Source organism: Variovorax sp. GW821-FHT09B05, from assembly GCF_059418265.1.
This window is the reverse complement of the sequence record NZ_JBWKPN010000023.1, coordinates 40287-53507: the sequence shown is the minus strand read 5'-3', so window position 1 is coordinate 53507 and position 13221 is coordinate 40287. Positions and strand designations below refer to the sequence as shown.

Annotated in this window: 11 protein-coding genes; 7 read left to right on the top strand and 4 right to left on the bottom strand. The window is 71.6% G+C overall.

Translation table 11 applies throughout. From position 1 onward, the window contains the following. Positions 1 to 22 precede the first annotated feature (22 nt). Positions 23 to 1561, top strand: a complete 1539-nt coding sequence (locus tag AC07RM_RS37360) for a TolC family outer membrane protein (RefSeq protein ID WP_093340118.1) — start codon at positions 23 to 25, stop codon at positions 1559 to 1561. A gap of 4 nt (positions 1562 to 1565) precedes the next feature. Here AC07RM_RS37360 and AC07RM_RS37355 read toward each other — a convergent pair whose 3' ends face one another. Together AC07RM_RS37355 and AC07RM_RS37350 are read right to left on the bottom strand one after the other, a co-directional pair. Further along, on the bottom strand, positions 1566 to 2996 hold the full coding sequence (locus AC07RM_RS37355) for a 3-deoxy-D-manno-octulosonic acid transferase (protein ID WP_495337694.1): 1431 nt from the start codon (positions 2994 to 2996) through the stop codon (positions 1566 to 1568). A gap of 6 nt (positions 2997 to 3002) precedes the next feature. Further along, positions 3003 to 4385, bottom strand: a complete 1383-nt coding sequence (locus AC07RM_RS37350) for a phosphomannomutase/phosphoglucomutase (RefSeq protein WP_495337693.1) — start codon at positions 4383 to 4385, stop codon at positions 3003 to 3005. A 114-nt stretch (positions 4386 to 4499) separates the two neighbouring features. Here AC07RM_RS37350 and AC07RM_RS37345 point away from each other — a divergent pair, with 114 nt between their 5' ends. The 3 genes from AC07RM_RS37345 to AC07RM_RS37335 all read left to right on the top strand — a co-directional run bounded on the left by AC07RM_RS37345 (position 4500) and on the right by AC07RM_RS37335 (position 7619). Next, entirely contained in the window at positions 4500 to 6107 is a 1608-nt protein-coding gene (locus tag AC07RM_RS37345) for a DNA-3-methyladenine glycosylase 2 family protein (protein WP_495337692.1), read from the top strand. 6 nt (positions 6108 to 6113) lie between these two features. After that, complete coding sequence (locus AC07RM_RS37340; protein WP_093340123.1) at positions 6114 to 6611, top strand: methylated-DNA--[protein]-cysteine S-methyltransferase; 498 nt, start codon at positions 6114 to 6116, stop codon at positions 6609 to 6611. A gap of 75 nt (positions 6612 to 6686) precedes the next feature. Further along, a complete protein-coding gene (locus tag AC07RM_RS37335; RefSeq protein WP_296781298.1) occupies positions 6687 to 7619 on the top strand; it encodes a DMT family transporter in 933 nt (310 codons plus the stop codon). A 7-nt stretch (positions 7620 to 7626) separates the two neighbouring features. Here the strand turns inward: AC07RM_RS37335 and AC07RM_RS37330 are convergent, their stop codons facing one another. After that, the gene (locus AC07RM_RS37330) at positions 7627 to 8289 is read right to left on the bottom strand and encodes a DUF1345 domain-containing protein (protein ID WP_093340126.1); all 663 of its coding nucleotides are present in this window, start codon (positions 8287 to 8289) and stop codon (positions 7627 to 7629) included. 190 nt (positions 8290 to 8479) lie between these two features. Between AC07RM_RS37330 and AC07RM_RS37325 the strand changes: the two genes are divergently transcribed. The 3 genes from AC07RM_RS37325 to AC07RM_RS37315 all read left to right on the top strand — a co-directional run bounded on the left by AC07RM_RS37325 (position 8480) and on the right by AC07RM_RS37315 (position 11625). Then, entirely contained in the window at positions 8480 to 9229 is a 750-nt protein-coding gene (locus AC07RM_RS37325; RefSeq protein ID WP_495337691.1) for a c-type cytochrome, read from the top strand. 10 nt (positions 9230 to 9239) lie between these two features. Next, complete coding sequence (locus AC07RM_RS37320) at positions 9240 to 10532, top strand: c-type cytochrome (protein ID WP_495337690.1); 1293 nt, start codon at positions 9240 to 9242, stop codon at positions 10530 to 10532. A 262-nt stretch (positions 10533 to 10794) separates the two neighbouring features. Next, positions 10795 to 11625, top strand: a complete 831-nt coding sequence (locus AC07RM_RS37315) for a hypothetical protein (RefSeq protein WP_296791078.1) — start codon at positions 10795 to 10797, stop codon at positions 11623 to 11625. A 42-nt stretch (positions 11626 to 11667) separates the two neighbouring features. Here AC07RM_RS37315 and AC07RM_RS37310 read toward each other — a convergent pair whose 3' ends face one another. Continuing rightward, complete coding sequence (locus AC07RM_RS37310; RefSeq protein WP_495337689.1) at positions 11668 to 13221, bottom strand: acyl-CoA synthetase; 1554 nt, start codon at positions 13219 to 13221, stop codon at positions 11668 to 11670.

Genomic DNA, 13221 nt, shown 5'->3' with positions numbered 1-13221 from the left:
CTTCCGCTCCCAAGGACTTTCAATGCCTCCCAGGCCCCGGCTCCTGCCTCTTTCCGCAGCCATCGCAAGCCTTCTTGCCACGCTGCTCGCATCGCCGGCCCAGGGCCAGACACTGAACGAACTCTACGAATCGGCGCGTGGCTTCGATGCCACCTACCAGGGCGCGCGCGCCCAGTACGACGCCAGCGTGGCGCGCGCGGCGCAGGCCAGGGCCGGCATCCTGCCGGCCGTCGGGCTCAGCGCGGGCGTGAACCGCAACAACCTCGACATCGACGTCATCACGGGCAACCAGCAGGGCAGTTCCTCGCGCGACTTCACGCAGCAGAACGTCGGCATCAACGCCACCCAGCCGCTGTACCGGCCCGCCAACTGGGCCACCTGGGAGCAGGGCAAGCGCCAGGCCGAGATCGCGCAGTCGGTGTTCACCATCGCCGAGCAGGACCTGATCGTGCGCGTGAGCCAGGCCTATTTCGACGTGCTCGCGAGCCAGGACAGCCTGTCGCTGGTGCGCGCGCAGAAGGCGGCCGTGTCCGAGCAGCTCGCCTCGGCCAAGCGCAACTTCGAGGTCGGCACCTCCACCATCACCGACTCGCGCGAGGCCCAGGCCCGCTACGACCTCGTGGTGGCGCAGGAGATCGCGGCCGAGAACGACCTGCGCGTGAAGAAGATCGTGCTCGACCAGCTGGTCGGCCGCCCCGGCAGCGTGCCGGTGCCGCTGGCCGTGCCGGTGGTGCTGCCGACCGCGCAGCCGGCCGACATCGAGGCCTGGGTCTCGCAGGCCGACGCCGGGCATCCGGCGATCCGCCAGGCGCAGCTCGGCGTCGACGTGGCGGGCCTCGAGATCGAGAAGGCGCGCGCCGGCCACAAGCCCACGCTGGACGCCAACCTCGGCTACAACGTCACGCGCAACCCGAACGGCACCAGCACCAGCACCGTGGGCACGCGCATCAACGCCGCCACCGTGGGCGTGACCTTCAACCTGCCGCTGTTCGCGGGCTTCGCGACCGAGAACCGTATCAAGGAAACGCTGGCCCTCGAGGACCAGTCGCGCAGCGTGCTCGACGGCACGCGCCGCAACGTGGCGCAGGCCACGCGCGCGGCCTACCTCGGGCTGGTCTCGGGCGCGGGCCAGGTCAAGGCGCTCGAGGCCGCCGAGGCCTCGAGCCAGAGCGCGCTCGACGCCAACCGCCTGGGCTACCAGGTCGGCGTGCGCATCAACATCGACGTGCTCAATTCGCAGAGCCAGCTCTACCAGACCAAGCGCGACCTCGCGCAGGCGCGCTACAACGTGCTGCTGGGCAACCTGAAGCTGCGCCAGGCCAACGGCACGCTGACCGTGGCCGACATGGATGCCATCAACGCCACGCTGGCGAAGAACGGCAGCGTGCCCGCGGTGCCGGCCCCATCGACCACCCCGGCCGATCCGAACGCGGTGGCCGTGCCGCCCGCGCGGCCCAGCGTGCCGGTGGTGCCGCCGGTGCCGGTGGCGCCGTTCAATCCGCCGCCGCCCGCGATCCCCGTCGCACCCCCGCCGCCGCCGGTGCTGAACCCGGGGCGCTGAAACCCTAGTCGAGCGTGGGCTCCGCGCGCTCGCGCGGGCCTTCCGGCACCGGCTGCGCAGCCTGAACCGGCGGCTTCGCCGGCTCGTCGGCCAGCGCCGGCTCCACAGGTTCCTCGGGCTCGGCCGCCATCGCGATCGTGAGCACCGCGGCCGCCGTGCGCTCGGCCGCGCCGCGGTTCGAGGACGAGAAGGCCTGCGCGGCCTGCGACATCGCCTCGCGGCGCTCGCGGTTCTCGACCAGCTTGAGCGCGCTGGTCACGGCCTGTTCCATGGTCTCGACGCGCAGCGAGGCACCGGCCGCGAGCGACAGCTGCGCGGCTTCCGCGAAATTGAAGGTCGACGGCCCCATCACGACCGGGCAGCCGCAGGCCGCGGGCTCGATCAGGTTCTGGCCGCCCAGGGGCTCGAAGCTGCCGCCGAGCAGCGCGACGTCGGCCAGGCCGTAGTACAGCGCCATCTCGCCGAGCGAATCGCCGAGCCAGATCTCGGCCTCGGCCGGCTGGCCCGCCGTGCTGCGGCGCGCCACGGCGAAGCCCTCGACCTCGATCAGCGCGGCCACCTCGTCGAAGCGCTGCGGATGGCGCGGCACGATCATCCACTGCACGTCGTGCACCCGCTTCGAGATCGAGCGGACCGCGCCCTGCTCGGGCGGCACCGGCGCGGTGGCGCCGAAGCGCCGCAGCACCTCGAGCAGCAGGCGTTCCTCGCCGTCGCGCGAACTGGCCAGCACCACGATCGGCTTGGGCAGCGTGCCGCGCAGCTTGGCGGCCGCATGCAGCTGCCGCACGTCGGGCGTGGCGTCGAACTTGAGGTTGCCGTAGATGCCCGAGACCTTGGCGCCCAGCGACACCAGCCGGTGCGCGTCGGCCTCGGTCTGGGCCCAGACCGCGCTCAGCGCCGAATAGGCCGGCCGCGCCAGCCAGCCCAGCCGCTCGGCCGAGGCCAGCGATTTCTCGTTGAGCCGCGCATTGGCCAGCACCAGCGGGATGCGGCGCTCGGCGCAGGCCGCGGCCATCTCGGGCCAGACCTCGGTTTCCATCAGCACGCCGATGCGCGGCTGGAAGCGGTCGAGGAAGCGCGCCACGGCGCCCGGCGTGTCCCAGGGCTGCCAGACCTGCGTGTCGCCCTCGCGCAGCAGCTTGGCGCCCTCCTCGCGGCCGGTGGCGGTGCCGTGCGTGAGCAGGATCGGGATCTCGGGGAACTGGCGCCGCAGTTCCTCGATGAGGATGGCGGCGGCGCGCGTCTCGCCGAGCGAGACCGCGTGCACCCAACACTGGGCGTGGCCGGTGGTGGCGGCGTCGTAGTGGCCGAAGCGCTCCTCGACCGCCACCGCGTAGCCGGGCTCGGCCGCCGCGCGGCGCCGCAGCTTGCGGCGCACCAGCGGCTGGGCCAGGGTGGTGAAGGCGCCGTACAGGCGCAGCAGCAGCGAACGCACGGTGTCCTAGTGCGCCGCTTCGGCCAGCGTGGCGTCGGGCTTCACCGTCTTGAGCAGCGCCAGCATGCGGGCCTCGATGCGCTCGAGCGCCGCCTGGGTCTGGCCCTCGAAGCGCAGCACCAGCACCGGCGTGGTGTTGGAGGCGCGGATCAGGCCGAAGCCGTCGGGCCAATCGACGCGCAGGCCGTCGATGGTCGACACCTGCGCCGGGGCCTCGAAGCTCGCCGCCTTCAGCAGCTGCTCGACCACCGCGTGCGGCTCGCCCTCGGCGCACTTCACGTTGAGCTCGGGCGTGGAGAAGCTCGTGGGCAGCGCGTTGAGCACGTCGCTCGCGTTCGGGCTCCTGCTGAGGATCTCGAGCATGCGGCAGCCGGCATAGGTGCCGTCGTCGAAGCCGAACCAGCGCTCCTTGAAGAAGATGTGGCCGCTCATCTCGCCGCCCAGCGGCGAATCGAGTTCCTTCATCTTCGCCTTGATCAGCGAATGGCCGGTCTTGAAGATCAGTGGCTTGCCGCCCGCGGCCTCGATGGCCGGGCCCAGGCGCTGCGAGCACTTCACGTCGTAGACGATGGTGCCGCCCGGCACGCGCGACAGCACGTCCTGCGCGAACAGCTGCATCTGGCGGTCGGGGAAGATGTTCTGGCCGTCCTTGGTGACGATGCCCAGCCGGTCGCCGTCGCCGTCGAAGGCCAGGCCCAGTTCGGCGTCGCCCTGCTGCAGCGCGGCGATCAGGTCCTTGAGGTTCTCGGGCTTGCTGGGATCAGGGTGGTGGTTCGGGAAGTCGCCGTCGACCTCGCTGAACAGCTCCGTCACCTCGCAGCCCAGCGCGCGGAAGATCGCCGGGGCCGAGGCGCCGGCGATGCCGTTGCCCGAATCGACCACTATCTTCATCGGCCGCGCGAGCCGCACGTCGCCCACGATGCGCTGCACGTAGGCCTCGGTCACGTCGACCTCGCGCACGCTGCCGCCGGGCGCGAGCGTCGCGCTGCCTGCTTCCATGGTCTTGCGCAGTGCCTGGATCTCGTCGCCGTAGATCGCGCGGCCGGCCAGCACCATCTTGAAACCGTTGTAGTCCTTGGGGTTGTGGCTGCCCGTGACCTGGATGCCGCTGGTGGCGAGCGTGTGGGCCGCGAAATACAGCATGGGCGTGGTGACCGCGCCCACGTCGATCACCTCGACGCCGGTGGCCACCAGGCCGCGGATCAGCGCTTGCGAGAGCACCGGGCCCGACAGGCGCCCGTCGCGCCCCACGGCCACGGAGGTCTCGCCGGCCGCGCGGGCCGCGCTGCCGAAGGCCCGGCCCAAGGCTTCCGCCACCTCGGGATTCAGCGTGGAGGGCACCACGCCGCGAATGTCGTAGGCCTTGAAGATCGACGCGCTGAGCTGCATGAAAAAGGATTCCTCTGTGGATTCGTGGACCCCGGGGATTGTAGGCATCGCCAGGGGTACCCACATGTCCGAAAACGGCCAGTCGAAACGCCTCGAAACCTTAACATTCGAGCCATGACAAACGCCAACGCCTCCCCCGACGTGCTCGAGAGCGATGCCTGCTACCTGGCGCTGAAGACGCACGACGCGCGCTTCGACGGCTCGTTCTTCACCGCGGTGACCTCCACCGGCATCTACTGCCGCCCGGTCTGCCGCGTGAAGCTGCCGCGGCGCGAGAACTGCCGCTTCTTCCGCCATGCGGCGCAGGCCGAGGCCGAGGGCTTCCGCCCCTGCCTGCGCTGCCGGCCCGAGCTGGCGCCGCGCCCCATGGGCACGGCCAACTGGTCGACCGAGGATGCCTCGCGCATCCTCGCGCAGCAGGCGGCGCGGCTGATCGACGAGCCCGACGCCTGGACCGACGAGGGCCCGGGCGCCGCGCAGATCGCGGCCCGGCTCGGCGTCAGCGACCGCCACCTGCGCCGCATCTTCGAGGCCCAGTTCGGCGTCTCGCCGCTGCAGTACCTGCAGACGCGCCGCCTGCTCGCGGCCAAGCAGCTGATCGCCGACACCCGCCTGCCGATGACGCAGGTGGCGCTGGCCAGCGGCTTCGCGAGCGTGCGCCGCTTCAACGCGGCCTTCGTCGAGCACTACGGCCTCAATCCGAGCGCCTTGCGGCGCGCCGGCGGCGCCGAGGGCGGCGACGGCCGCGCGATCGAGGTGCGACTGGGCTTTCGCCCGCCCTACGACCCGAACGCGATGCTCGGCTTCTTCGCGCGGCGCGCGCTGCGCGGGGTCGAGCTCGTGACGGCCGAGGACGGCAAGGTGCCGGTGGCGGGCAAGAACACCCAGGCTCCGGCCTTCACGCGGCTGACGCGCACGCTGCGCGTGCAGCATGGCGCGCAGGTGCACGCCGGCTGGCTGCAGCTGCGCTTCGACATGGCACGCGAACAGATGCTGCTGTCGGTCAGCGATTCGCTGGCGCCCGTGCTGCCGGTGGTGATCAGCCGCGCCCGCGCCATGCTCGACATCGACGCCGACCCGATGGCCATCAATGCCGCGCTGCACGAGGCCTTTCCGCATGGCGACGGGCTGCGCGTGCCGGGCACGGTCGACGGCTTCGAGCTCGCGGTGCGCGCGGTGCTGGGCCAGCAGATCACGGTGGCCGCGGCACGTACCCTGGGTTCGCGGCTGGTCGAGGCCTTCGGCGAACCGATCGTCACGCCCATCGACGGGCTCGACCGCCTGTTCCCCACGCCCGCCGCCATCGCGGCCGCCAGCGGCGATGCGCTGGGCCAGCTCGGCATCGTGCGCCAGCGCCAGGCCGCGCTGCATGCGCTGGCGCGCGCCGCGGCCGAGGGCCGGCTGCCGCTGCACGCGGGCGCCGACGTGCCCTCGACCATCGCCGCGCTGCAGGAACTGCCGGGCATCGGCGCCTGGACCGCGCAGTACATCGCGATGCGCGCGCTGCGCTGGCCCGATGCCTTTCCGGCCGGCGACGTCGCGCTGCAGAAGGCGCTGGGTGTGAGCACCGCGCGCGCCGCGAGCGAGGCCTCGCAGGCCTGGCGCCCGTGGCGCAGCTATGCGGTGCTGCGCGCCTGGCACGCACCCGTCCCTTCCACGCCGTCCGCCGAGCCCACCGCCGCGGACTTCCCTTCCACTCCCACGGCAGGCCTCACCGCCTGAAAAGCCATGAAGTTCAAGAAGACCGTCATCTACACCTCGCACTACGACAGCCCGCTCGGCGGCATCACCATGGCCGCCACCGACGCCGGCCTGGCCGGTGTCTGGTTCGACCAGCAGCGCCACTGGCCCGACACCACGGGCTGGCAGACGCGCGACGACCACCCGGTGTTCGTCGAAACGGCCGCACAGCTGCGCGACTATTTCGCCGGCAAGCGCGACCGCTTCGAGCTGCCGCTCGACCTGTCGCACGGCACCGCGTTCCAGCAGAGCGTGTGGCAGGCACTGCTCGCGATCCCCGCGGGCGCCACCACCAGCTACGGCGCGCTGAGCGCAAACGTCGGCAACCCGGCCGCGGTGCGCGCGGTGGGCGCGGCCGTGGGCCGCAACCCGATCAGCGTGATCGTGCCCTGCCACCGCGTGCTCGGCGCCAACGGCTCGCTGACCGGCTATGCCGGCGGGCTCGAGCGCAAGAGCGCGCTGCTCGAGCTCGAAGGCGTGCGGTAGGCTCGCGGTCCGGGAACGCCCGGCTGCAGACGGATCCGCAGCCGGGCGCAAGAGAACACACAACGACAACACCGCATGACCACCTCCACCACCACCGCCGCCGGCGCACCCAAGCCCAAGGGCTGGCTCGTCGACCTCGTGCTGCTCGGCGCGCTCTGGGGCGCCTCCTTCCTGTTCATGCGCATCGGCGCCGCCGAGTTCGGCGCGCTGCCGACCGCGGCCGTGCGCGTGAGCATCGCCGCGCTGTTCCTGCTGCCGATCGCGCTGCTGCGCGGCCAGGGCCCCGCACTGGCGCGCCACTGGAAGCCCAGCTTCTCGGTCGGCGTCTTCAATTCGGGCCTGCCGTTCGCGCTGTTCAGCTTCGCGGTGCTCAGCATCAACAGCAGCCTGGCGGCCGTGCTCAACGCGGCCACGCCGATGTTCGGCGCGCTGGTGGCCTGGGCCTGGTTCCGCGAGCGGCCCGACGGCTCGCGGCTGGTCGGCCTGGTGATCGGCTTCATCGGCGTCGCCATGCTCGCCAGCGGCGGTGCCGGCCTGCACACCGGCGCCAGCAACCTCGCGGCGTTGTGGGCCATGCTGGCCTGCCTCGCGGCCTGCCTGTGCTACGGCATCTCGGCCAGCGCCACGCGGCGCTTCCTCACCGGCGTGCCGCCGCTGGCCACCGCCACCGGCAGCCAGATCGGCGCCTCGCTGTTCCTCGCCGTGCCCGCGATCTGGCTCTGGCCCGCGCAGATGCCCGGGGCGCGCGCCTGGCTCGCGCTGCTCGCGCTCGGCATCGCCTGCACCGGCGTGGCCTACATCCTGTTCTTCCGGCTGATCGAGCGCGCCGGCCCGGCGCGCGCATTGACCGTGACCTTCCTGGTGCCGGTGTTCGCGGCCTTCTACGGCGCCGTGTTCCTCGGCGAGACCATCACGCAGTGGATGCTGACCTGCGCCGTGGTGATCGTCTGCGGCGTGGCGCTGTCGACCGGCCTCGTGAAGCTCTGGCCCCGCCCCGCCAAGGCCTGAGCCGGGATCAGATCGCGCCGGCCACCACGTTGACCGACAGCGCGAGCACCAGCATGTTGAAGGCGAAGGCCAGCACACTGTGGATCAGCGTGATGCGCCGCATCTCGCGCGAGGTGGCCTGCACGTCCGACACCTGCGAGGTCATGCCGATCACGTAGGCGTAGTAGAGGAAGTCGAAGTAGTCGGGGTCTTCCTTGCCCGGGAAGTCCAGCCCGCCCGCGTCGGGCCCGCGGTGCTTCTCGTCGTTGTAGTAGCGGTGCGCGTAGTGGAAGGCGTAGATGGAATGCATCATCAGCCACGAGCCCGCGAGCGCCACCAGCCCGAGCCCGATGTGGACCGCGCGCTCGATGCCGCTCAACTGCTTCACCTGCTGCAGCAGCATCGCGATCGCCACCACGCTCGCGCCCACCACCACCAGCATCGACACCAGGATCATCAGGTTCGGCTGGTCCAGCGACTGCGCGCGCTCGCGCGTGCGCTTGGCATCGAAGGTGTCGGCCAGCCACCAGGTCAGCACCTGGTAGACCAGCACGGCCGCGCACCAGCCGGCCAGCCCGCGCGCCATCAGGCCCAGTGGCCAGGGGATCGCCGCAATGGCGACGCCGACGATGCCGCCATACAGCAGGCGCTGCGGACCGGTGGTGGTGGACAGGGGGTGGAGCGTGGACATGGGGCGCAGCTTAGCGCCGTGGCCACGGCGCTGCGCGGTGCGGCGCGCCCGATGGGACTTTTTGTCCCAGCGTACGCCGCAACGTGCGCGCGCTGGTATGGTCACGACGTCCCCGGGGCACCGCGCCGGGCCCGACGACGTTTTCCCACGAAGCAACGACGTGCGGCCGATGCAGCCGCGCCCTTCCGCCATGAGACACGTGCGACTTCCTTCGCGACCACTGCACCACGGGCTGCGCGCCACGCTGGCGGCACTGGCCGTCGTGACCCTCGGCCTGGTTGGCCTGCAGCCCGCGCGCGCGGCCGAACCGGCCGGCGTCCCCGACACCATCGAGCAGCGCGTGGCCGCCTGCATCGCCTGCCATGGCCGCCAGGGCTCGACCGGCAACGCGGCCTTCTTCCCGCGGCTGGCCGGCAAGCCCGCGGGCTACCTGTTCAACCAGCTGCGCAGCTTCCGCGATGGCCGGCGCTCCAACACCGACATGAACTACATGGTGCGCCACATGTCCGACGCCTACCTGCAGGAGATCGCGGACTACTTCGCCGGCCTCGACCTGCCCTATGCCGCGGTCTCGCCGACCAGCGATGCGCCGCCCGCCCAGCTCGCGCGCGGCCGCCAGCTCGCGCTCGAGGGCGACGCCACGCGCAACATCCCGGCCTGCGTGCATTGCCACGGCGCCGCACTCACTGGCGTGCAGCCGGCCATCCCGGGCCTCTTGGGACTGCCGCGCCTCTACGTCTCCTCGCAGCTCGGTGCCTGGCTCACCAACGAGCGCCATGCGCTCGCGCCCGACTGCATGGCCGAGATCGGCCGTCGCATGACCACCGCCGACATCAACGCCGTCGCGAGCTGGCTCGCGGTGCAGCCGATGCCCGCCAACCCCAAGCCGGCGTCCGCGCCGGCCACGCCGCTGCCGATGGCCTGCGGCGGCATGCAGTGAGGCCGCGACGATGACCGCGCTCAAACGCCTGTTCTGGACCCTGCTGGTGCTCGTGCTGCTGCTGGCCGCCGTGGCCGGCGGCGTGGTCGCGCTCAACCTGCGCGGCGAAGCCGCCATCCCCGAGCAGGCCGAGGCCTTCGAGGCCACGCCGCAGCGCATCGAGCGCGGCCGCTACCTCGCGCTGGCCGGCAACTGCGCGGGCTGCCACACCACGCGCGGCGGCCAGGCCTACGCGGGCGGCCTGCCGATCGAGACGCCCTTCGGCACCATCCACTCGACCAACCTCACGCCCGATGCGCAGCACGGCATCGGCGGCTGGAGCAGCGCGCACTTCTGGCGCGCGATGCACAACGGCCGCTCGAAGGACGGCCGGCTGCTCTACCCCGCCTTCCCCTATCCGAGCTTCACGCGCGTCACGCGCGAGGACTCCGACGCGATCTACGCCTACCTGCGCAGCCTGCCCGCGGCCGATACGCCGAACCGGCCGCACCGCCTGCGCTTCCCCTACGACACGCAGGCCGCCCTCGGCGTCTGGCGCGCGCTGTTCTTCACGCCGCAGACCTTCGTCGCCGACGCGGGCAAGCCGGCCGAATGGAACCGCGGCGCCTACCTGGTCGACGGCCTGGGCCACTGCATCGCCTGCCACGGCAGCCGCAATGCCTTCGGCGCCACCGAGACGCAGCGCGGCCTGTCGGGCGGGCTGATCGCGGTGCAGAACTGGTATGCGCCCTCGCTGGCCGATCCGCGCGAGGCCGGCGTGTCCGGCTGGCCCGCCACCGAGGTGGTGGCGCTGCTGAAGAACGGCAGCGCGCCGCGCGGCTCGGTGATGGGCCCGATGGCCGACGTGGTGTTCGAGAGCACGCAGCACCTGTCCGAGGCCGATCTCTCGGCGATGGCGAGCTACCTCAAGGACCTGCCGGCCGTCGCGCAGGAGGCCGCAGACGCCAAGCCCGCGCGCCCCGCCACCTACCGGCGCGATGCCGGCGAGATGGCGCGCGGCAACCGCATCTACGACCAGCGCTGCGCCTACTGCCATGGCGACCAGGGCCAGGGCGCGCCGGGCGCCTACCCGCCGCTCGCGGGCAGCCGCGCCGTCAACATGGCGCGGCCCGTCAACCTGATCCAGGTCGTGAGCCATGGCGGCTTCCTGCCGACCACCGCGGGCAATCCGCGCCCCTACGGCATGCCGCCCTTCGGCGAGACGCTCGACGGCACCGACCTCGCGGCCGTGCTGACCTACATCCGCGGCTCGTGGGGCAACGACAGCGCGCCGGTCACGCAGCTCGACATCGCGCGGCGCTGAGGCGCGAACCGCGCCGCACCCTAGGCCGGCGCACGGCACATCGCCGTCGGCTGAAGGCGAACGCGGGCATGGCGAATCTCCTACAGGCGCTGACGGCTTCGACGCATACGCGCGGTGGGCCGCACCTAATAACTTGGGGGTCAACAACAGGGAGCAGCGCCCCGGAACCCCGAGCGACACCGCAGGCCGACCGGCCTCGCGGCGTAGCGAACGCAGGTCCGAGGGTTTCAGTTTTTTGCCTCTTCTTCGAAGGACCTTCTTCATGCCCTTGCTCCGTTCGCGCGCCCGCGGCCACGCCACCCTCGTCGCCGCCCTGGCCGGCGGCGGCCTGCTCGCAGCCGCCACGCCCGCCCTCGCCGACCCGTCGCCGGCGCTCGACCGCTTCAGCCTTTCCGTCGGCGCCTATGCCGCCGATCCCAAGTTCGACGCCTCGGTGGGCACGCCCTACGGCTCGCTGCGCACCGGCGACATCAAGCCTGGCCGCGTGACCATGCCGCGCATCACGGCCGACGTGCTGCTCGGCGACACGCAAGGCCTCTCGTTCGACTACTTCCGCTACAAGCGCGACTACTTCGGCGGCCTCTCGGGCGGCACCTCGCTCGGCGGGCTCGGCACCATCGCGGCCTTCGGCAATGCCAACGTCGACACGCAGGTCGATTTCGCCAAGCTCTCGTACAAGTGGTGGATCGGTTCGGGCAACACGGTGCTGGGCCTCGGTGCCGGCGCGGCCTACTACCGCATCAAGCTCGGCGTGAGCGCGCTCGCCGGGGTCAACGGCCAGTTCGGCACGCTCAACGAAAGCTCGAGCCGCGATGCGATCGCGCCGCTGCTCGAGATCGGCGTGCGCCACGCGATCACGCCCGACCTGCGGCTGTTCGCCGACGCCTCGGGCGTGTGGAAGAACGGCGGCAGCTCGCACGGCAACATCTACAACGCCGCGGCCGGCGTGGAGTGGTTCCCGGTCAAGAACGTGGGCCTGGTGCTGGCCTACAACGTGACCAACATCGACATCACGCGCGACAGCGGCACGGCCGACGCGCGGCTGAAGATCCGCCTGCAGGGGCCGACGGCCTCGCTCAAGGCGCGCTTCTGATCGCGGGGAGATCGGCGGCGCAGTGCCGCCGATCTCCCGCCTCTATTCGCTCGGCTCGCGCGTCAAGGTCGCGAGCAGGATGGTGCGCACGTCCTTCTTGAGCACCTTGCCGACCTTCGAGCGCGGCAGGTCGGCCCACACCTCGACCTGCTTGGGCGCCTTCACGCTGCCGATGCGCGCCTTGACGAAGGCCTTGATCGCCTCGGCATCGATGCTGCGGCCCGCCTGTGGCTGCAGCACGGCCACCACGCGCTCGCCCCACTTCTCGTCGGGCAGGCCGATCACCGCGCTGTCCTGCACGTCGGGGTGCTGCATCAGCGCCTGCTCGACCTCGGCCGAATAGACGTTGAAGCCGCCCGAGATGATCATGTCCTTGGCGCGATCGACGATGTAGAGGAAACCGTCGTCGTCGAGCCGGCCGATGTCGCCCGTGTGGTGCCAGCCGAACCGCGAGGCCTCCTGCGTGGCCTTCGGGTCCTTGTAGTAGCCCTGCATCACGAGCGAGCCGCGCACCACGATCTCGCCGCTTTCGCCCGTGGGCAGCAGCTCGCCCTCGGCGTTCATCACGCCCACCTGCACCAGCGGCCCGGGCCGGCCCGCCGAGGCGAGGCGGTGCCTAGCCACCGAGCCGTCGGCATTGAAGTGCTCGCGCGGCGACATCATCGAGATCATCATCGGCGCCTCGGTCTGGCCGAAGAGCTGGGCCATCACCGGGCCGATCTTCGTGAGTGCCTCCTCGAGCCGCGCGGCCGACATCGGCGCCGCGCCGTACCAGAAGCACTGCAGCGAATCGCGCTTCGTCGCCGCGAGCTCGGGATGCTGCAGCAGCATGTAGATCAGCGTCGGCGGCAGGAAGGCATGGGTGATGCGGTGGCGCTCGATCAGCGCGAGGAACTCGCCGAGGTCGGGCTTGGGCATGATGACCACGCGGCCGCCGAGCGCCATCACCGGCAGGCACAGCACGCCGGCCGCGTGCGTGAGCGGCGCGAGCGCGAGGTAGGCCGGCCGGCCCTCGAAGGGATAGCCCATCAGCGTGAGCGCCGACATCGCCTCGAGGTTGCGGCCCGTGAGCATCACGCCCTTGGGCTGGCCCGTGGTGCCGCCGGTGCCCGCGATCATCGCCACGTCGTCGGGCGGCGCGATGTCGAGCGGCGCGTCGTCCAGGCCTTCGAGCCAGTCGTCCATCGAAGGCGCGAAGGCTTGCCGCGCATCGAGGCAGACCAGCGCGCGCAGCTTGGGCAGCTGCGAACGCATCTGCTCGACCATGGGCGCGTAGTTGCTGTGGAACACCAGGCAGGCGCAGTCGAAGGCATCGAGCACGAAGGCGTTCTCGCTGGCCTCGTTGCGCGGATTGATCGGGCACCACACGCCGCCCGCGCGCGAGATGCCGAACACCGTGGCGAAGGCCATCGCATCGTTGCTCGAGAGGACGGCCACCTTGTCGCCGGGCTTGAGACCCGCGCGCTGCAGGCCGCGCGCCACGCGCCAGCTGATGCGCTGCACCTGGGCATAGCTGAGGTCGGCCTCGCCCAGGGTCAGGCAGGGCGCATCGGCGCCCAGCTGGGCGCCCTTGTCGAGGTAGTCGACGAGACGCAT

Bases quoted from the DNA above. Each gene is read 5' to 3' on its own strand.
- AC07RM_RS37340 (WP_093340123.1), top strand. From the start codon at position 6,114: ATGAAGTTCAAGAAGACCGTCATCTACACCTCGCACTACGACAGCCCG.
- AC07RM_RS37350 (WP_495337693.1), bottom strand. From the start codon at position 4,385: ATGCAGCTCAGCGCGTCGATCTTCAAGGCCTACGACATTCGCGGCGTG.
- AC07RM_RS37345 (WP_495337692.1), top strand. From the start codon at position 4,500: ATGACAAACGCCAACGCCTCCCCCGACGTGCTCGAGAGCGATGCCTGC.
- AC07RM_RS37330 (WP_093340126.1), bottom strand. From the start codon at position 8,289: ATGTCCACGCTCCACCCCCTGTCCACCACCACCGGTCCGCAGCGCCTG.
- AC07RM_RS37320 (WP_495337690.1), top strand. From the start codon at position 9,240: ATGACCGCGCTCAAACGCCTGTTCTGGACCCTGCTGGTGCTCGTGCTG.
- AC07RM_RS37315 (WP_296791078.1), top strand. From the start codon at position 10,795: ATGCCCTTGCTCCGTTCGCGCGCCCGCGGCCACGCCACCCTCGTCGCC.
- AC07RM_RS37360 (WP_093340118.1), top strand. From the start codon at position 23: ATGCCTCCCAGGCCCCGGCTCCTGCCTCTTTCCGCAGCCATCGCAAGC.
- AC07RM_RS37310 (WP_495337689.1), bottom strand. From the start codon at position 13,221: ATGCGTCTCGTCGACTACCTCGACAAGGGCGCCCAGCTGGGCGCCGAT.
- AC07RM_RS37325 (WP_495337691.1), top strand. From the start codon at position 8,480: ATGAGACACGTGCGACTTCCTTCGCGACCACTGCACCACGGGCTGCGC.
- AC07RM_RS37335 (WP_296781298.1), top strand. From the start codon at position 6,687: ATGACCACCTCCACCACCACCGCCGCCGGCGCACCCAAGCCCAAGGGC.